Origin of the sequence: Chitinophaga sedimenti (assembly GCF_023156195.1) — a bacterium.
In the GTDB taxonomy this organism is placed as follows: domain Bacteria; phylum Bacteroidota; class Bacteroidia; order Chitinophagales; family Chitinophagaceae; genus Chitinophaga; species Chitinophaga sedimenti.
The window spans coordinates 4,516,440-4,534,707 of sequence record NZ_JAKUKA010000001.1 but is presented as its reverse complement, the minus strand read 5'-3'; the positions used below and the strand labels follow the sequence as shown (position 1 = coordinate 4,534,707).

Below are 18,268 nucleotides of genomic sequence, written 5' to 3'. Positions count from 1 at the left end.
GCTTCCGTACTGGAGCCCCAGAGCGGCCGTTTTATGGAAGTATGGACAACCGAGCCGGGTGTACAGTTTTATGGCGGTAACTTCATCGATGGAAAAGACACCGGCAAAGGCGGAAAAGTTTATAACTTCCGCACCGCACTGTGCCTGGAAACACAGCATTTCCCGGATTCTCCGAACCAGCCTTCTTTCCCTTCCACAGTGTTAAAGCCCGGGCAGACGTACAAGCACGTTTGCGTGTACAAGTTCGATGTGAAAAAGTAACATCGTTTCTATAAAATATCGAACGCCGGGACGACAGCTCCCGGCGTTCGATATTTAAAATCTGTTCAATAACAATTTGATAGTGGCCTTGAGCTGGAAATATTTAATATATTGTGGGCCGTACAACAAACCCGTGGAACGTTTCGTAGTGGTGTTGCCGGATAGCTGTTGGCCTACACTTATTATCAAGCTGTGTTATAACCTACAACTGTTCTAAAATAACCAGCCCAACAGCAGGCACGCCACTACGATCAACGGGGACGGTACCCGGGTAAGATATAGAAAGCCCAGCGTCCAGAGGATAATGAGGACGTTATACCAGGTAAGCGAGATAGAAAACAGTAGAATAAATGTAGCCGCCCACATGATACCTACCACCACGGCGTTAATCCCTTCCAGCGCGCGATAGATCACCGCATACTTTTCAGGTTGTTCCAGATGGGGAAAAAGAACAATACCAGCAGCAGGCTTGGTAAGAAGATCGCTATGGGCGCCAGGATGCAACCGAGTAGCTGAAAGCCCGGTCCCATGTTTCGCATGACCATGCCGCCTACGTAAGCAGACAACGAAAAGGTGGGCCCGGGGATGGCGCGCATGATGCCCGCGCCGGTAAGCAGTTCCTCCGCGCTCATAAACTGGGTTTTGGCGCGGGTCACATATTGCTCCAGCATCATGGCAATGAGGATGTCGCCGCCGCCGAATACCAATGTCCCAAACCGGTAAAAGTGCTCGAACATGTTGAAGGGGCGTTTGATGTCCCAGTCGTACACGCGGGCCAGTTCAGACAGTAATCCCGCTAAAATGAACAGCGCGGCAAACAGCCAGAGGTTGGCCCATTTGATTTTGCGCGGCTTTTCTATGGAGTCGGGATTGTTTTTATTGGTGAAGTTGGTGATGACCCCGCCAATGATAATCAGTATCGGGAAGGTCCACGGCGATTTCAGGAAAAAGGTAACGGCCAGCGCCAGTAGCATAATGAACACGCTGGCAGCGTTGCGGATGCTGATGGTGTATGCCTTCATGCCCCCATATGCCGGGAAGCCCACGGCCATTGGCTGCACGTATTTAAAAATATCCACGTCCAGCGCGCGCTTGTCAAAAAACTGGAGCAGGAAACTCAGGGAACCCATCAAAATACACGCGGGTGCGATCCAGATGAGCAGCGAGGCTACGGCGAGGGTGATGCCGCCACGTTTATAGGCAATCAGCGTAAGGGTTTGGGAAGAAGAGGCGCCGGGCAGTAACTGGCAAAATGAGTTATACTCCATCAGCTCCTTTTCCGTTACGTCTTTTCTTTGCTGTACAAACGTTTTCAGCATCATTGCCAGGTGGCCTTGCGGGCCTCCATAAGCAGTAATGCTGTGAAAAAGACAGCTTTCAGAAAAGAGATATGACGTAAAAACACTTAATGCGCTGTTTCAGGTTGTCGAATTTCAAAATAAATACTGAATTATTCAAACTAAATATGCGGCCGGTCCGTATTTAAGCGTTTCATCCTCAGCGAATTCAAGGCGCCGGCCGCCCCGGTGGCAGGCATAATAGTTGATATACTTGCCTTTGAGAGCGCCTGCGGGAACAAAATGTTTCGTTTAGACGTTTTAGGTTAATAACAGCCGACCCATATGCGGAAAGTAGTTTTTATACTGATGATGGTGATGGCAAACACCTTCGTATCAGCACAGAGCATTGATTTTAACAGCGTTGCGTCATGGTCGCAGTTTACGCTCCAGGCGGGCAATGAGCTACCTGCCAGCGAACAGGATACCTGCCTGGTGTTCGTGAGCAACCGTCATGTGCTGCCCGATAGTCTCCGGTTTGTAGACGAGTTTGTGGATACCACGGCGCTTAAGTATTTTTTCCGGAGAAAAAGGAGGGCAAATGGAAGGTATACCAGGAGCCTACTTTGGGCGATGCCATGGAGCGCCTTCCCATAAAGCGCGATATTGTACTGTATGCCGAAGGAATGGGGAAAATATTCACCGCTAACGTCATGCGGGCCCAACTGATGAGCACTCAGTACGATGTGAACGTAGTAATGTTCGACTACGCCAGCATTAATACAACTTATAAGCCTTCCAAAACTTCCGCTTCGCAATGGAGAATGCGGCACTGTCGGCCGGGCAATATTATAACCTGCTGCTCGAAATTCAACAGGCCCGCAAGCTGGAAGCTCCCTGGATCAGCGGGGTGCGGTTCACCACTTTCAATCACAGTATGGGGAATATTATCGTAAGGCAAATGATGCTGACACAGGATGTTGCACGGTTAAACGATTTTCCATTCATAGATAACCTGGTGCTGAATGCCGCCTGTGTACCGCAGAAAGATCACGCGGAATGGGTATCAAAAATCAACTTTGCACATCACATTTACATCCATCATAACAAGAAGGATTTTCAGCTAAAAGGAGCGCATCTGCTAACGATGAGAAAGCAGCTGGGTGAAAAGATCCGCGATGATAAAGCACCGAACGCCACCTATGTGAATTTCAAAGAGGCGGTACGGTATAAGCATACTTACTTCATGAATTTTCCCCAAAACGAGTATCGCATCCCGACAGCGCTCGTTACGTATTTCTCCAGGCTGCTCCGCGGCGAAGAGATTACGTCCTCCGCCGCGGCCAGTTTACTGGTGATCAAAGAAAAAGAATCAAGTACAAGCCGTTTATAAGTCTACTTCTTCAACCCGATTTCGCGCAAACGTTCATCCGGTATTCGCCCGCGGTGATCGGTTCGTATTGCAGCGGATTGTCGGCCGTTACGCAACTTGGCAGTGCGGTGAGGTCCATGGTAGACTGTGGGTGTAAAAGAATGGAATCGAGAATCGGGAGGTGCCCCACTTCTCGCGCGGCGGATTTACCACGCGGTGTGTGGTAGACTTCAGGCGATTGTTCGTCAACCGTTGCAACATGTCGCCAACATTTACGACGATCTGTTCCGGCAAAGAGGTCACTGGTACCCAGTTATCCTGCTTGTCTAATATCTGCAAGCCATCGGCCGAAGCGCCTACCAGCAAAGTAATAAGGTTGATGTCTTCGTGCTGCTCGGCGCGGATGGCGGACTTAGGTTCCTGTGTAATGGGCGGATAGTGAATAGCGCGCAGGATGGAATTACCCTCATCTATTTTTGCATCAAAATAATGTTCGTCCAAACCAAGGTACAGGGCGATTGCCTGCAACAAATACTTACCCGCACGTTCAAAGCCCTGGTAGGCCTTGTGCAAAGTAGGCGTAAACGGCGCTACTTCACTAACCTGCACGTTATCCGGATATTCATTTTTCAACGGACTGTTCTCCGCCACTGTTTGTCCGAACTGGAAAAACTCTTTCAGATCGGGCGCGTCAAAACCTTTCGCGTGTTCCTTACCAAAAGAAGTGTAACCCCGCTGTCCGGCCAGTTCCGGAATTTCATAGCGGTGTTTAACATCAGAAGGAAGCTGGAAAAAATCCTGTACATACTTGTACAGATCGGCAATCAGCTCATCCGGAATGCCATGATTTTTCACTGCCACAAAACCTACTTCTTCATATGCTTTGCCCAGTTGCTGCACAAAGGCGGCCTTTTTAGCGGCGTCGCCCGAAATGAAATCAGCAAGGTCCACGGAAGGAATGGAATTAACGTTTGCCATAGTTCAACTTGTTTTGGATAAATAAATATACGATAAAAGCATACGCAATAAAAAGGCCGGCCCGAAAAGGCCAGCCTTCCTGCTTTTTAGTTGTGTAGCTTATGGTATAGGGTGTAAAAAACTTTTATCGTTATCGGTGATGTCCACGATCGCATAGCGGGCCACGCGGTTGATCAGCATTTCGTCCATCACGTCTACCACATTATTGTATTTCGCTTTTTCATCCGCTTTAATCAGTACGATCAATTCATGCTCATTACCATACTTTTGGGCCACGCGTTGTTGCTTTTTCGGATCACATCACCGATGCCGGTTTTGGTGGAATAAGTGGTGTACTGTACGCTGGCTGCCGCATTGGGATCACTGCCATCACCTTCATAATAAGCGATGCGGTTATTGTCGCTGAGTAAAATAGTGAGTGCTTTGCTTTCCGGTACAGGCATGCTTTTGCCGTCGGCGGGCATCACGAGGTCCATCGTTTTCGGTTGCGCCAGCGTAGTGGTCAGCATAAAGAAGGTGATTAACAGAAATCCGAGATCCACCATGGGTGTCATATCTACGCGGGTAGATAATTTTTTTCTGCGCGGTTTAGCATGTTTGCTGTTACCTGTGTTAGGGTTCATTTCTGCCATAAAATCATTTTTGGATTGATGGGATAAGACGATTTGGAGCGGGCGCGAAAACCCGCCCCCAGCACATCTTTTAAACACACATTCTTTATTGAAAAATTAATTGCTTGTTGACATAAGGATGCGGTGCGTATCAATTTCCATAAGGTAGTTTTAAAAAAAAAAGGCCGGCGTTGCGGCCGGCCTGTTATCAATAGGAATGATGTTGCTAGAATTCTGCGCTTCCCGGTGTTCTTGGGAAAGCGATCACGTCGCGAATGTTGGTCATGCCGGTTACGAAAAGAACAAGCCTTTCGAAGCCGAGACCAAAGCCTGCATGCGGTGCGGACCCGAAGCGGCGGGTATCCAGTACCACGACATTTCCTCTACCGGCAAATGCAGTTCTTCCATGCGTTGCACCAGTTTGTCGTAGTTCTCTTCACGTTGAGAACCACCTACGATTTCGCCGATGCCGGGGAAGAGAATATCCATGGCGCGTACGGTTTTGCCGTCGTCGTTCTGTTTCATGTAGAACGATTTAATCGCTTTCGGATAATCGGTGAGGATAACCGGTTTTTTGAAATGTTTTTCTACAAGGTAGCGTTCATGTTCGCTCTGCAGATCTGCACCCCATTCTTCGATGAGATAAGTGAATTTTTATTCTTATTGGGTTTGCTGTTTTTCAGAATGTCGATGGCTTCGGTGTAAGTGAGGCGCTCAAATTCGTTGTTCAATACAAATTCCAGTTTGTCAACCAGTTTTAACTCGCTTCTTTCGTTCTGAGGTTTTTGTTTTTCCTCCTCTTCCGTGCGTTGGGCAAGGAATTCGAGGTCTTCACGATTGTGTTCGAGTGCATAACCGATCACATATTTGATGAAGGCTTCCGCGAGGTCCATGTTGTCTTTCAGTTCATAGAAAGCCATCTCCGGTTCAATCATCCAGAACTCTGCCAGGTGACGGGCAGTGTTGGAATTTTCGGCACGGAAAGTGGGGCCGAAAGTATAGATATCGCCGAACGCCATCGCGCCGAGTTCTCCTTCCAGTTGGCCCGATACGGTGAGGTTGGTGCTGCGGGCAAAGAAGTCCTGTGAGTAGTCGATGTTGCCTGCTTCGTCCAGCGGTGGCTTTTTCATGTCGAGCGTGGTTACGCGGAACATTTCGCCGGCGCCTTCGGCATCAGAGGCCGTGATAATGGGCGTGTGCAGATACACAAAGCCGCGGTCGTTGAAGAATTTATGTACCGCAAAAGCGAGTGTATGACGCACGCGGAAAATGGCGCCGAATGTATTGGTGCGGAAACGCAGGTGGGCAATTTCGCGCAGGTACTCGAGGCTGGGTCTGTTTTTTAACTGCAGCGGATATTTTTCGGGATCGCAATCGCCGAGAATTTCCAATGTAGCGGCCTTCAGTTCCACCTTCTGACCTTTACCCAAAGAAGGAATGATTTCGCCGGTAACGCTGATGGCAGCGCCGCTGGTGATGCGTTTTACTGTAGCGGCATCCACATTTTCCTGGGTAATTACTACCTGCAGATTATTATTAGTTGAGCCATCGTTAAGCGCTATGAATTGGTTGTTGCGAAAGCTTCGCACCCAACCTTTGACCGTAACTTCGTAGTTCGCTTTGTCGTCCAACAGGATCTGTTTGACCTTCACTCTTTGGCTCATAAAATATTTTTTATTGTTATTTATTAAAGGAATGCAAAAATAGGTGTAAATCCCATTTCGCGGCTGCTTTGAAGTGTTAAAAAGCACTTTTTTTTGGATAATAGTAAAACTTGTTTTAATCTTGCGTTATAATCTGTCTGATCAAGTTTCCATTTTGCCATCTTCATCAGCAGTTCCAAGCTCAAAACTCCACTCAAGTTTAATGGTTTCAAACAAGTTTTACTTGACTCAAAACAATTATTTATTAATTGCTGTGTGTATGTTGGTATGCGGTACCCTCCTTTAGACACTTCAAAAATAAAATCTGACAACTCACGATGATGTACGACATCTTACAATTGAACGACATGCTCGTTCCTGAATTGCTTGACATTGCCGAGAAGCTCGAAATACCCAATTCCAAAAAACTCGACAAGCAGGCCCTGATCTATAAAATCCTCGATAAACAAGCAGTAATGGCATCCGAAGATCAGGCAGAGAACGGCGAAGAGAAGAAAGGTAGAAAACGTAAAGCGGTTACATCCTCCAAAAAGACGAAGCCCCTGCAGCACAAGAAGAACCAGCTACAGAAGACAAACCGAAAAGAGGTAAAAAGGCAGCAGCAGCCGCAACTCCTGCGCCGGAACCTAAGAAAGAAACACCCGCAAAACCTTCCAACCCGGAACCTCCCAAAAAACGCACACTCGAATTAGATCTTGATATTCCTTCTTTAACTTTTGATGATGATGACGACATTGTATTGCCTGCATTATCTGACGAAGCGGTAGAAGAAGAGGAAGAAGAAGTAGTGCTGCCGGATGACGAGGACGATGATTTTGTAAACGACTTTGTAACAGTTGAAGAACCTGTACAGCAGCCGGTTGCGCCCAAAAATCAACCGCAGCGGACCAACAAAAAAGAAGTTGCTTTCAATATAGAATTTGATGGTATTATCGTAAGTGAAGGTGTACTGGAAATGATGCCCGATGGCTACGGTTTCCTGCGCTCTTCCGACTACAACTATCTTAGTTCTCCCGATGATATTTATGTATCGCCTTCGCAGATTAAACTGTTTGGTTTAAAAACCGGCGACACTGTGCGTGGCTCGGTTCGTCCACCGAAAGAGGGCGAGAAATATTTCGCTTTGCTGAAAGTGGAAACCATCAACGGTAAAACGCCGGAAGAAGTACGCGACCGCGTACCTTTCGATTACCTCACACCGCTGTTCCCTTTCGAAAAGCTGACGCTGACTACCGCGCCCAACAACTATTCCACCCGCATCATCGATATGTTTACGCCTATCGGTAAAGGCCAGCGTGGCCTGATCGTGGCGCAACCGAAAGTGGGTAAAACCATGTTGTTGAAAGAAGTGGCCAATGCAATCGCCACCAATCACCCTGACATCTACCTCATGGTAGTGCTCATCGATGAGCGCCCGGAGGAGGTTACCGATATGGAACGTAGTGTGAAAGCGGAAGTTATTGCTTCTACTTTCGACGAACCGGCCGAGAAACACGTAAAGGTGTCTGCCATCGCGTTGCAAAAGCAAAACGTTTGGTAGAGTGTGGTCACGATGTAGTGATCCTGCTCGACTCCATCACCCGCCTGGCCCGCGCGCATAACACCGTGGCGCCTGCATCCGGTAAAGTATTGTCCGGTGGTGTGGAAGCAAACGCGATGCAGAAGCCCAAACAGTTCTTCGGCGCCGCACGTAAAATCGAAAACGGCGGTTCCCTCACCATCCTCGCTACCGCGCTGATCGACACGGGTTCTAAAATGGACGAGGTGATCTTCGAAGAATTTAAGGGTACTGGTAACATGGAGTTGCAGCTGGACCGCCGCCTCGCCAACAGGCGCATCTTCCCTGCGATCGATGTTACAGCTTCCTCTACCCGCCGCGACGACCTGCTGCTGGATAAAGAAATGCTTTCACGCGTTTACATCCTGCGCAATCACCTGGCGGATATGAATACAGAAGAAGCCATGAATTTTATGCTGCAACACATGCGTGGTACACGCAGCAATGAGGAGTTCCTGATTTCGATGAACAGATAATTTGAATGTTCTGGATAAACGAGACCCGCTTCCGTAAGGAGGCGGGTTTTTTATTGCGGTATAACCAACAAAAAACAGCACCCCGATAACAGGATGCTGTTTCAATATATATCGATAAAGTGGTTACGCTACATATACATAGTCGGCTTGCACAGGCGCCGGCGGATGTATCATCGCAGGATGTGGAGGTCTTGGCGGCTTCGGAGGTCTCGGAGGCCGTGGCGGCGCTTTTGGCGCTACGCATGATGTAGCTATGAAGCAGCCCGCAGCCAGCAGGAGCAGGCAGCTGTTACGCAGGTTTTTCATGTTGATCGTTTTATATCAACAGGTATCCAAATTCTTTGCCAAAGTAATTGCGATATTATTTCCAGAGGGCGAGCAGTTCCTTTTTGCGCCGTTCGGTCACTTCCACTGCGGCTCCACTTTTCAGCAGTACGAGGTTGTTGTCGTTATCCAGTGCCGTAATGTGCGAAAGTTGTACAATTTGTTGATTATTTACCTGGTAAAACTTCATGGCGTTAAACAATTCCGCATAAAAACGAAAGGTGTGGGTAGAAGGCAGCACCGTATCATCCTGCAGGTGAAAAATCACCTTGTCGCCGGCGCCCTCGAGGTAATCGATCAGGCTGACGGGAATCACGGGCATGGCGCCTTCGGGCGATGGGATAATGATATTTTTGTCGTCATTATCTTCCTTTGAAAAATTGTCGAGCAGCACGTCATAGCGCTGTTTGGATGCATTGCCCAAAATGCGATGTGATACTTTTTCCACACAACCGACCAGGCTTTCCCGGTCAATTGGTTTCAGGATTAATTCTACTTCTGAAAATCGGATGGTATGTAAAAACGTTTCTCGAAAGCGGTTACGAAAATCGCTTCAAACGATTCGTCGTATGTGCCGTTGAGTACGTCGAAGCCGGTGCCATCCGGCATTTCAAGGTCAAGGAAAACCAATTGCGGACGTTGCTCTTTAATTTGTGCGATACCATCGCGGCAATTGGCTGCCGTGCCCACCGGCGATACGCCGGGGCAGTATTTTTCCAGCATGAGGGTAATAATGTCCCTGCTGTTCCTTTCATCGTCTATGATAACGGCGCGGATCATTGTTATAACTGGGGTATCAGGATGCGCACGATGGTGCCACTTTCCGGATACTGGCTCAATGTTTTATCAATAATTTCAATCTGGATTTCGGTATTGTACATTTTGTTCAGCAACTCTGCGCGGTTCAAACTAATTTCCATACCTGATGACTGATGATGTGGCGGCAGTTGCCGCAGGGCTTTTGATCTTTCTATACCGATGCCATTGTCTTCGATCACACATTCCAGCATTTCTTCTTCATCATCCTGGTTAAAGCGGATAGTGAGTTTGCCAGTAGTATGCGCCTCATTGTTCATGCCATGTTTCACGGCGTTCTCGACATATGGCTGCAGCAACATCGCAGGCACTTCCAGTTCACCGGTGGGAATGGTGGGATCTACAACGATCTCATATTCCATTTTGTGCTCAAAACGCATCTTTTCAAGTCCAAGATAAGTATTTAGATAGGTGATCTCGTCAGAAAGCGAAATAAAATTGCGCCGGGAGAAGTCCAGTGTTTTACGGATGAGGTATGAAAAGTCCGACAAATACTTTTGCGCATATTCATAGTCGCGTTGCATCACGAACAGCTGGATCGAATTAAGACAATTGAAAATAAAATGGGGATTGATCTGCGCGCGGATCGCCTTCAGTTCTATTTCCGATAACTTCTTTCCATATTCGATTTCGAGCTGCAGTTTGCGCTGCTCTTCCAGCTCCTGCTTTTTACGAAGGATTTCAGTGGTCTGTTCTTTTACCAGTTCTTCCAGTTGCTCATTCAACTTGCGTTGCAGCTCTTTATTTTTATTCAGTTGTTTAATGAGCAGTTCCTGTGTTTTTGTTTTTTCCTGGTGAACGAGTTTGTTCCGGTAACTGAGTCCCGCCGCAAAAAACAGCGCCTGCAATAACACGCCGACTACCAGCATACCCGATGGCGTTACCAGTTCCGGGATGGCGGTTAAACCCACCGGCTCCCGGTTAAATACGAACGCACAAAACGACAGTACATAAATCGCTATCGATCCAAAAAGGAAAAAGCGGATCAGCGGATGGTGTCGCGAACGTTGCGCCAGGGCCACTAGTCCGGCTCCCAGTGGGGCGAGCGTGCCAAAGTAGAAGTAGGTATACATTTTACCCGGAATATCATACCAGGCGCGGTAAATGCAGTAAACAGACAACAGCATCAACACGGACGAAACCCAGGCTGACCAGCGGAAAATCTTTTCCATTAAAGGATAGCGCTCGCGCAGGCTGAGGAATACGTTGCCGAACATAAAGTACATCACGTAAAAACAGAAAAACAGCGCGGGGATGTCCCAATAGTACTTCAATTTGGGCCAGTGGTGCGAAAACGAAAGCTGGTAGGGTTTTGCGTCGAGCCGCAGTGCAAAGTACACGATGAGGCCAAGAATGTAACCTGCAAAGTACAGCGACGAACGATCGGGCAGCTGGGTGTAATTGATAACGGTGATGCTGAGGAAAACGAGCAGCATCCCGATAATGATTTGTATGATCAGTGCTTCCTGTTTGTAATAATTGGAAGTCACATGCCTGAAGTCATAGTATTCAAATTGATTGAACAGCAATGGTTGTAGGGCATTTTCGCGGTAATAACTATTGCTGATGTGGAGGTAGTACGTTTTGGTTTGCCCGGCGGGGACTTCCACGGGAAAAGCATAGTGGTCCCAACGCTCTACGCCGGCATTATCGGTCATAAGGCCGGTTTGCGTGTGCAGGCGGTACTGACCGTTGCTGCCCGGTTCGTACCAGTACATATAGTCATGCCAGCCGGCAAAGAGTACAGCGGAACTGTCGTTCGCGGTATTGTTGCGGACAGTCAGTTTCAGCCATAAGCTGTTAACGCCGTTATTAAGCGTGCGGCCAGCGTGAAATACGCTGGTGTCTATATGGAAGGGCAGTTGCAGCACTTCCTGTATGGTATAGCGGTCGCTTCCTGCCCGCAGCACACCCAGGTGCGGGCGCAAGTCCAAACCCTGCCGGGGTGCGTTGTAGCCGGCGGAGTAGTCTTCTAAAGTTGTGCCTGCGTTGGTAGTAAAGGTGCTACAGAACAAAAGAAGCGTTAAAAAGAGTCGCGTCACTGATCTGGAAAATTAATGGATTACAACAGCCCATCAATTGCTTTCGCCAGTTGATGGTCTTTATCGGTAACGGTATCGCCTGCCTCATGTGTACAAAGGAAGATTTCTACCTTGTTATATACATTCGTCCAATTCGGGTGGTGGTCCATCTTTTCGGCTATCAATGCCACTTTGGTCATGAAGCCGAATGCTTCTTTAAAATCCTTAAACTGAAAAGAGCGGTAAAGCTGCTTATCTTTTTCCTGCCACATAGTAAAAATGATTTAGGATTTAGATAGATTCCGGGGTTCATTACTAAAACGTACGGCTTACAGGCAATCCTGAACATTCGAAAAACGCTAACGGCGAAAAGTATTCATCAAAAAATTAAATTCATCTTATTCTTAATATCTCTTGCGTCTAATAAAGATACTAATTGTACCATCTCTACATAGCGCAGCAACTCGATTAATTTTTTAATGTCATCCTGCTGATAATAATTGCCTTTGATCAACCAGATGTAATGGATGTGTTTGAGCTCCGGCAACAGGAATTCTCCTTTACAATGATTGTTATAAAGGTAGTGTTCCACGGTTTTGGTAGGCTCCATGAAATCGAAAACAGGAAAATAGAAAGAGCGGGGACCTTTGGTGAGTTTAATTTCTAATGAGTTGTTCACGCGGAAATCGAAGTGCAGCTGGCGGTTCAGCTGCCAGCACAACTGGTAGTCTCGTGCAGAGGAGGCGATGCCAACGAGAAAGGTCTCATCGAAAAAGTCTTCCACCAACTGGTCCTGGTCAAGTTTCAGTTTGAGTACGGACATGCTGTTACTGTTTTTTGCTTTTTTCACTGTTGTTGTCTGTTGTGTCGTAGTGCCTTTCCGGGGTGGCTTTACAGCGGCCGGTGGTTTATTACCTCCGGGATCCCAGAAAATGTTTTTAAAGTCCTGTATCGTATCGTTCTTCACAATGATGCCTTCACTTTCTAATAACTCCTGCATCATCGTGGGTGTTTCAAATGCTTGTTTGCCGCTGAGCATCCCGTTCCGGTTTACCACGCGGTGGGCGGGAACGGTCGGTTTTACACGGCCCGCGCTGCCCATCGCCCAGCCAACCATGCGGGCAGAAAGACGGATGCCGGATGCTTCGGCGATGGCGCCATATGTAGTGGCCCGGCCTTTGGGAATCTTTCGCACGATGGCATACACCTTCTCGTAAAAGGAAGGCGGTTCCTTCACCTCTTCAGGGCTTCGTTTGCTCTTCGTCGCGCTGGGCGAGGAGCCTGGCTTTTTTGGTTCGGGTACGTTTTCATAATCGTACGGACAATGTTTGCAGCCGTTTCCGCAACACCGGCCTCTGTCGAGGTGGAATTTTTCGGTCAGCACCATTAATCCCTGCTCGTTGTAATAGAAATCAATGTTCTCTATCAGCTGTGTTTTCATCGGGCAGGTTTATAGCGCGCCAGTCAATAGGTTGCTCCGGCAGGGTAAACCTGAGGTAGCGGATCGTGCGACGGTCGGCCAGGTGCATACCTTCATAAAAGGTCTGTATTTTAAGCACCGGCGGAATGCTATGCGGATTTGCGTATACATCCGCCACATCTTCCTGCAGTCCGCACCCCACTGCGTCAATGACTATTTTAGTGAAATTATAAAGTTCTGCCGAGTCTGTTTTTAGGTTGATGGTGGCGCCCGGTTGCAGTAACGGCTGGTAAATAGCCGAAACTTCGGATGCGTCAGCCGCTTTTTTGCTTTGGACGCCCGCAGGAACGGATCCGGAAAAGTGATCCATATCTCGGCTACTTCGCCGGCTGCAAAATAATTCTGCAGATGATCGATCTGCGTACGCAAAAAGCCTACGTTAGCCAGTTGTTCGTCCAGCGCAGTTTTAGCGCCCCTCCAAATGCGGTTGCCTTTCAAATCAACCCCAATGAAATTACGCTCCGGGAACATGCGGCCCAGCCCCAATGCATAATCGCCTTTACCGCAAGCCAGTTCCAGCGTAATAGGCTGGTCGTTGCCAAAATGTTCTTTCCATTTTCCCTGCATGCCTTCCGGGTAGATCAGCACGTTCGGGAAAGTTTCTATATCTGCGAAACGTTGTAATTTTTTTGTCCCATGCCCTGCAAAAGTAAGCAAAAGCCCGCGTTGCTCCTCTTTCGTTTCCTTTTTTAAAAACAGGGTCTTAATTTTAGGCAGCAAATCATGTGACAAAACATATTTATGATAGCAAAAACGAACCCCAACAGATCATCCCTTGTCTATGGCAGCATTGCGTTCGTCGCATTAACGTTATTCTTCATCCTCAGCTTTCCAGGCAACCGCAGTGAGGCCGATGACGGTTTTCACTATGCATACCTGGTACGCAGCTCCGGTTATGCTCACCTGTTCCAGCCGCGCTACCTGTTCTTTCTGCCCCTGGCCAAACTGGTATGGCAGCTTACCGGCGAACTGGCGGATCCTTACTGGATCATGTGTGCGCTCAGCGCCGCCTGTAGCGCCCTAACCCTTTTGCTCTGTTACCGCTTCCGGGAGCGGGTGTTAAAGCTCGGTCGCGGTGCCGCCCTTTGTGGCTGTGCGTTATTGTTGTTCGCGTACGGCTACTGGCGTTACTCGGTGGAAGCCGAGGTGTATGCCATTTCCAACGTGTTCTGCATCGGGGTGCTATATCTTATTTTATCAGAAAGAAAGATCAGCCCCCTGTTCCTTGCGGTGCTCGCAGGTGCCATTGCCGGTATCGGGGTGTTGGTGTACAAACCGAATGCCATCCCGCTGTTCTTCTGTTTTCCTTTTGCTTTCTTTCTAAGAAGACATTGGATCGCCGCCTTTATATATGGCATCGCTGGTGTTGTAGTGGTGATTGGCGGTTATTATATTACTTATCAGCTCCTTACGCCGCAGCAAACCTTCGTGGCTTTCCTGATGGATGGGGCTTCGCAGTCGTACGGCTCCATCTTCGTAACCGTGTTTGTATTAATTAGTAATGTGGTGTCCACCGGTTTCCTGTACGGCATCGATACCGTTGAGACCTTCATCCGCGCGCGCTTCCCGGCCAATATGATCGTGGAGGAGGTGTACGCGGCCAATATGAACGGCGTACTCAATTACGTGGCCTGCGCCACGCTGGTGCTCACCGGCGCGCTGGTACTCTGGCTCGTGATCAAAGGTGTCCGCCATGCCAGCCGCAAAGATTTCCGTTCGGAAAACTGGCTGCTCGTCGCCTGGATGGCCGTGTACGGCCTTGTATTACTCTACCTCGATCCTAACTCGCCCGAACCGTGGACGATGTTGCTCGTTCCGATTGTACTCCTGTTCAATTCCGCGCTGGTAGCGCCCTTATTCAATAAAAACTGACCTTCCTGCCCTGGCTTACGGTAGGCGTACTCGCTTTTCATAACCTGATCGGCGGTTATCTGCTCATCCGTTCGGAAAATAGCGACTACATCGTTAACCGCGCCGAATGGCTGAAGCAGCATGCGCAGCCGGGCGACTGGTACTGTCGCTGGGCTCGGGCAGCATGCTCGCCTACATTGTGTATGAAAGTCCTGCCAGCATTTGCTCCCCGGAACAGGCGTTTGACCGTTGTATGGAGGAAGCGGAGCGCACCATTGCTGCGGGAAAGCATGTATACATTGCCGAAGACATGATCCACCGCGACGATGTGGTAAAGTTCAGGGATCCGGAAACGTATGAGAAAACGGCGGTGTTCGTGGAGAAATACAAAGATCACCTGGTGCTGATGAACCCCGAAGACGATGGATTGGGCAAGATATACGAACTGAAATACATAGGCAAGCTAACACAGTAAGCAGCCATACCTTATAAAACAACTACGCCCGGGACATTCCCGGGCGTTTTAATTATTTGGTTGGATAAAATAGTAAAGGTTGTTGTGTCTGCTCTACGCTAAGTCGGTTTTCATTTTCAGACACACACAAAAAAAAGCGCCCATGTTTGATTCCGGGCGCTTTCATAACAATTTCAATTAAGCTGTAGGAGAAGGAGTCGAACCTCCACGAGGCAGTTAGCCGCAGCACAAATAAGATTAGTGGTCAACCCATTATGCTGTGTTTATTCCGTGATCCTCACCCCCGAGACAAGAGGGCATGTCTGCCAATTTCATCATCCCACAAAATTTACCACAAGGGAAATGCCTTTTGCATCTCTTTTACCGTAGTAATATGATGCAAATCTAAAGACAGGGTATCTTTTTTGCAAATTTTTCAAGAATAATTTTGGAAATTTCGAAATTTTTTAAATATTTGCAGAGAGTTTTAAAACATTCAAAAACAAGTTGTCAAAATGAGCCACAATTTGAATATTGACAAACTGGATTTACAGATTATCAGCGAGATGATGTACAACGCTGAAATCTCCTATGCTGACCTGGGGAAGAAACTGTTCGTTTCCGGAGGCACTATCCACGTGAGGATGAAGAAACTGCAAGAGCTGGGTATAGTTAAAGGTACTAAATTACACGTAGATTTAAAAATGATTGGCTACGATGTCATCGCTTTTATTGGAATTTTCCTTGAAAAAAGCTCTTTGTATGACTCCGTGGCCAAAGAATTGCGCAAAATCCCCGAAATCGTACGACTGAACTACACCACCGGCAGCTATTCCATGTTCGCGGAAATTATCTGTAAAGACATCTCCGGACTTCGCCATGTACTGCACGACGAATTGCAGAAAATTAAAGGCATCGAACGCACCGAAACTTTCATCTCCCTCGAAGAAAGCTTTACCCGTACGATCAACGTTGTAGAATAACCCTGATTACCCGTTATGGAACTGAATTTTACCGGTGGCAAGGCCACTGGTAAATGTAGGGTAATTGCTTATTCTTGCCGCATGGTTACAACAGAAATTGCAGAGAAGATCAAACTTCTCGAAGAAAAGTATGCCGCCATGGGCCAGGATTTATCATCCTACCTTGATGGGCTGCTGTATGCAGATTACCTCACTTACTGGGATTACATCGGCCTCGATGTGCTGCTGAATCTGCAACATCCGCGTACACCGATACCGGACGAAAACATCTTTATTATTTACCACCAGATCACCGAGCTTTACTTTAAGCTCAGCCTGCAGGCCATTGCACAGGTTTGTACTACCGAAAGCACCGATGAGAAAACCTTCGAAACACAGATCAGGCGCGTGAATAACTACTTCCGCAACCTCATCCGTTCATTCGAGATCATGGTCGATGGCATGGACAAAGATCAGTTCCTGCAGTTCCGCATGGCCCTCTTGCCCGCAAGTGGCTTCCAGAGCGGGCAGTTCCGCATGATCGAAATTACTTCCGCGCCGCTGAAGCAACTGGTGTACGAACCGCATCGCGAAGGCCTGGTGGCAGACGATCTGCCCTCGGTGCTCGACAAAATTTACTGGCGTGGCGGTGCTACCGAGCTGGCTACCGGTAAAAAAACACTCACCCTCCGCCAGTTCGAACGCAAGTATATGGACCAGTTCCTGAAACTGGCCACCGAGTACAAAGGCCGCACTGTGGCCGACCGGTATTATTCATTACCCGCCGATGCCCGGGCGCCTGGCGCCGCTGGTAAAGGAATACGATCTCAACATCAACGTGCGCTGGCCACTCATGCACTACAAATCCGCCGTGCGCTACCTGCACAAAGAACCAAAGGAAATCGCGGCTACAGGCGGCACTAACTGGCAACAGTACCTGCCTCCCAAAAACAAGCGCATCGTGTTTTTCCCGGACGTATGGACAGAAGAAGAAATCGCCAATTGGGGCAAAATGGTAGACATATAACGATCAGCATTACCAACCATCAAAATGAATGTATTAAAAAGGGCGGCCCGGGTTAAGGCCGCCTTTCTAATTTCGTCGCTCAGTGTACGGTGCCCTTCTATGATGGTTAAATTAACATCAGCCAACGGCCGTGTCATGTACTGCAAAAGCATCCAAGGTATTGATAATCAACGTATTTTATCATGTGGGATATCGGTAACTAATTGACTGCCAGTACGATATGAGTGGCAAGTCCGCATTAAGTCCACCTCAAGTCCGCATTAAGTACGCCTTACCTGCCCCTATACTGGTGGGATATTTGCCTTGTATCCGGTGCATATCCTATAAACTCGGTATACGACCTCCATCTACAGGCAGGCTAACCCCGGTAATGTAGGCCGCCGCCGGCGATGCTAAAAATGCTACTGCCGCGCCAAATTCCGCCGGATCGCCAAAGCGCTGCATAGGAATCTCTGCTTTCCATTCCGCCTCGATCACGGATCGATCTACCCCTCGGCGTTGGGCGTTCGTTTCGAACAACGAGAACAACCGGTCGGTGGTCATAGAACCGGGCAATACATTGTTCACCGTAATCCCGAACGGCGCCAGTTCTCCCGCCAGTGTTTTGGACCAGCCCGCCACCGCCGCGCGGGTGGTGTTGGATACGCCCAATCCTTTGATCGGTGCTTTAACAGAAGTGGATATAATCTGGATGATGCGGCCGTACCCGCTGCTTTTCATACCGGGCAACACGGCCTGTACTAGAATCTGGTTGCATACCACATGCATGGCAAATGCTTTGGCAAATGCTTCCGGTTCCGCGTCTGTAATGGGGCCACCGGCCGGTCCGCCGGTGTTGTTCACCAATATGTTTACGGCTTGTTGCGAAGTGATGTTGCTGATCGCCGTGCGCACGCTTTCGGGTTGGGTAAAATCGGCCGTAGCGTAACTGTGTTGTTGTCCCTGGTTTTGGTCAAGTGTTTGCAGGGCATCCAACAGTGAGTTTTCATTGCGGCTGATGAGGATGCAATTAGCGCCCAGCAAGGCCAGTTCTCTTGCAGATGCCAGTCCCAGGCCCTGCGAGCCGCCGCAGATCACGGCGGTTTTTCCTTTCAATGATAATTCCATTTGTTAAAATTAACCCTATAAAGGCTTTT

The 18,268-nt window shown here is 48.4% G+C and carries 24 protein-coding genes and 2 pseudogenes; 11 read left to right on the top strand and 15 right to left on the bottom strand.

The annotated features are described in order from the left end of the window. The first annotated feature begins 33 nt into the window (after positions 1–33). Positions 34–261 carry an aldose epimerase family protein gene (locus MKQ70_RS25890; RefSeq protein ID WP_248075387.1) on the top strand — a complete coding sequence of 76 codons (228 nt, stop codon included), beginning with the start codon at positions 34–36 and terminating at the stop codon, positions 259–261. A gap of 213 nt (positions 262–474) precedes the next feature. On the opposite strand, the pseudogene MKQ70_RS25880 reads toward MKQ70_RS25890, so the two are convergent. After that, positions 475–1,580, bottom strand: a pseudogene (locus tag MKQ70_RS25880) (chromate transporter). A gap of 303 nt (positions 1,581–1,883) precedes the next feature. On the opposite strand from MKQ70_RS25880, the gene MKQ70_RS25875 reads away from it, so the two are divergent. Together MKQ70_RS25875 and MKQ70_RS25870 are read left to right on the top strand one after the other, a co-directional pair. Next, positions 1,884–2,195 carry a hypothetical protein gene (locus tag MKQ70_RS25875; RefSeq protein WP_248075381.1) on the top strand — a complete coding sequence of 104 codons (312 nt, stop codon included), beginning with the start codon at positions 1,884–1,886 and terminating at the stop codon, positions 2,193–2,195. Between the two features lie 160 nt (positions 2,196–2,355). Then, positions 2,356–2,931 carry a hypothetical protein gene (locus MKQ70_RS25870; protein WP_248075380.1) on the top strand — a complete coding sequence of 192 codons (576 nt, stop codon included), beginning with the start codon at positions 2,356–2,358 and terminating at the stop codon, positions 2,929–2,931. 87 nt (positions 2,932–3,018) lie between these two features. Here the strand turns inward: MKQ70_RS25870 and MKQ70_RS25865 are convergent, their stop codons facing one another. From MKQ70_RS25865 to asnS, 6 genes and pseudogenes are all read right to left on the bottom strand, one after another. After that, a complete protein-coding gene (locus MKQ70_RS25865; protein WP_248075378.1) occupies positions 3,019–3,888 on the bottom strand; it encodes an isopenicillin N synthase family dioxygenase in 870 nt (289 codons plus the stop codon). A 99-nt stretch (positions 3,889–3,987) separates the two neighbouring features. Then, positions 3,988–4,134: an ExbD/TolR family protein gene (locus MKQ70_RS39545; RefSeq protein WP_282456716.1), complete on the bottom strand. Its 147-nt coding sequence runs from the start codon at positions 4,132–4,134 to the stop codon at positions 3,988–3,990. Further along, positions 4,131–4,520 carry an ExbD/TolR family protein gene (locus MKQ70_RS39540; RefSeq protein WP_282456715.1) on the bottom strand — a complete coding sequence of 130 codons (390 nt, stop codon included), beginning with the start codon at positions 4,518–4,520 and terminating at the stop codon, positions 4,131–4,133. Before MKQ70_RS39540 ends, MKQ70_RS39545 begins: the two co-directional genes overlap by 4 nt. Before the next feature lie 205 nt (positions 4,521–4,725). After that, positions 4,726–4,872, bottom strand: a complete 147-nt coding sequence (locus MKQ70_RS43395) for an amino acid--tRNA ligase-related protein (RefSeq protein ID WP_443657669.1) — start codon at positions 4,870–4,872, stop codon at positions 4,726–4,728. A 68-nt stretch (positions 4,873–4,940) separates the two neighbouring features. Beyond that, positions 4,941–5,063, bottom strand: a pseudogene (locus MKQ70_RS43390) (amino acid--tRNA ligase-related protein); the annotation flags it as partial. Positions 5,064–5,086: 23 nt separating this feature from the next. Continuing rightward, positions 5,087–6,163 (bottom strand): asparagine--tRNA ligase, encoded by a 1,077-nt coding sequence (asnS, locus tag MKQ70_RS25855; RefSeq protein WP_282456714.1) that lies wholly within the window; start codon positions 6,161–6,163, stop codon positions 5,087–5,089. A gap of 317 nt (positions 6,164–6,480) precedes the next feature. On the opposite strand from asnS, the gene MKQ70_RS25850 reads away from it, so the two are divergent. Genes MKQ70_RS25850 through MKQ70_RS43380 form a run of 3 tightly spaced genes read left to right on the top strand, consistent with a single transcriptional unit; the run spans position 6,481 to position 8,197 of the window. Further along, the gene (locus MKQ70_RS25850) at positions 6,481–6,855 is read left to right on the top strand and encodes a Rho termination factor N-terminal domain-containing protein (protein ID WP_248075376.1); all 375 of its coding nucleotides are present in this window, start codon (positions 6,481–6,483) and stop codon (positions 6,853–6,855) included. 47 nt (positions 6,856–6,902) lie between these two features. Further along, on the top strand, positions 6,903–7,703 hold the full coding sequence (gene rho, locus MKQ70_RS43385) for a transcription termination factor Rho (protein ID WP_282456713.1): 801 nt from the start codon (positions 6,903–6,905) through the stop codon (positions 7,701–7,703). Next, positions 7,697–8,197: a transcription termination factor Rho gene (locus MKQ70_RS43380; RefSeq protein ID WP_282456712.1), complete on the top strand. Its 501-nt coding sequence runs from the start codon at positions 7,697–7,699 to the stop codon at positions 8,195–8,197. The genes rho and MKQ70_RS43380 overlap by 7 nt, the downstream gene beginning before the upstream one ends. Before the next feature lie 361 nt (positions 8,198–8,558). Here the strand turns inward: MKQ70_RS43380 and MKQ70_RS25840 are convergent, their stop codons facing one another. From MKQ70_RS25840 to trmB, 7 genes are all read right to left on the bottom strand, one after another. Continuing rightward, positions 8,559–8,969 carry a LytTR family transcriptional regulator DNA-binding domain-containing protein gene (locus tag MKQ70_RS25840; RefSeq protein WP_248075374.1) on the bottom strand — a complete coding sequence of 137 codons (411 nt, stop codon included), beginning with the start codon at positions 8,967–8,969 and terminating at the stop codon, positions 8,559–8,561. Between the two features lie 44 nt (positions 8,970–9,013). Then, positions 9,014–9,301, bottom strand: coding sequence for a LytR/AlgR family response regulator transcription factor (locus MKQ70_RS25835; RefSeq protein WP_248075371.1), 288 nt, complete (start codon positions 9,299–9,301; stop codon positions 9,014–9,016). 2 nt (positions 9,302–9,303) lie between these two features. After that, positions 9,304–11,379, bottom strand: coding sequence for a histidine kinase (locus tag MKQ70_RS25830; protein WP_248075369.1), 2,076 nt, complete (start codon positions 11,377–11,379; stop codon positions 9,304–9,306). A 20-nt stretch (positions 11,380–11,399) separates the two neighbouring features. Further along, positions 11,400–11,630 carry a 4a-hydroxytetrahydrobiopterin dehydratase gene (locus tag MKQ70_RS25825; RefSeq protein WP_248075368.1) on the bottom strand — a complete coding sequence of 77 codons (231 nt, stop codon included), beginning with the start codon at positions 11,628–11,630 and terminating at the stop codon, positions 11,400–11,402. A gap of 107 nt (positions 11,631–11,737) precedes the next feature. Continuing rightward, positions 11,738–12,799, bottom strand: a complete 1,062-nt coding sequence (locus MKQ70_RS25820) for an IPExxxVDY family protein (RefSeq protein ID WP_248075367.1) — start codon at positions 12,797–12,799, stop codon at positions 11,738–11,740. Continuing rightward, positions 12,771–12,980 carry a hypothetical protein gene (locus MKQ70_RS25815; protein ID WP_248075365.1) on the bottom strand — a complete coding sequence of 70 codons (210 nt, stop codon included), beginning with the start codon at positions 12,978–12,980 and terminating at the stop codon, positions 12,771–12,773. Before MKQ70_RS25815 ends, MKQ70_RS25820 begins: the two co-directional genes overlap by 29 nt. 50 nt (positions 12,981–13,030) lie before the next feature. Further along, a complete protein-coding gene (trmB, locus tag MKQ70_RS25810) occupies positions 13,031–13,426 on the bottom strand; it encodes a tRNA (guanosine(46)-N7)-methyltransferase TrmB (protein WP_248075363.1) in 396 nt (131 codons plus the stop codon). Between the two features lie 153 nt (positions 13,427–13,579). On the opposite strand from trmB, the gene MKQ70_RS25805 reads away from it, so the two are divergent. From MKQ70_RS25805 to MKQ70_RS25785, 5 genes are all read left to right on the top strand, one after another. Next, a complete protein-coding gene (locus MKQ70_RS25805) occupies positions 13,580–14,710 on the top strand; it encodes a protein O-mannosyl-transferase family (RefSeq protein ID WP_248075361.1) in 1,131 nt (376 codons plus the stop codon). Between the two features lie 106 nt (positions 14,711–14,816). After that, entirely contained in the window at positions 14,817–15,164 is a 348-nt protein-coding gene (locus MKQ70_RS25800; RefSeq protein ID WP_248075359.1) for a hypothetical protein, read from the top strand. Positions 15,165–15,658: 494 nt separating this feature from the next. After that, positions 15,659–16,126: an Lrp/AsnC ligand binding domain-containing protein gene (locus tag MKQ70_RS25795; protein WP_248075357.1), complete on the top strand. Its 468-nt coding sequence runs from the start codon at positions 15,659–15,661 to the stop codon at positions 16,124–16,126. Positions 16,127–16,141: 15 nt separating this feature from the next. Next, positions 16,142–17,029 carry a tryptophan 2,3-dioxygenase family protein gene (locus MKQ70_RS25790; protein WP_248075355.1) on the top strand — a complete coding sequence of 296 codons (888 nt, stop codon included), beginning with the start codon at positions 16,142–16,144 and terminating at the stop codon, positions 17,027–17,029. Further along, positions 16,977–17,132, top strand: a complete 156-nt coding sequence (locus tag MKQ70_RS25785) for a hypothetical protein (protein ID WP_248075353.1) — start codon at positions 16,977–16,979, stop codon at positions 17,130–17,132. The genes MKQ70_RS25790 and MKQ70_RS25785 overlap by 53 nt, the downstream gene beginning before the upstream one ends. A gap of 321 nt (positions 17,133–17,453) precedes the next feature. Here MKQ70_RS25785 and MKQ70_RS25780 read toward each other — a convergent pair whose 3' ends face one another. Further along, a complete protein-coding gene (locus MKQ70_RS25780) occupies positions 17,454–18,239 on the bottom strand; it encodes an SDR family oxidoreductase (RefSeq protein ID WP_248075351.1) in 786 nt (261 codons plus the stop codon). Positions 18,240–18,268 lie beyond the last annotated feature (29 nt).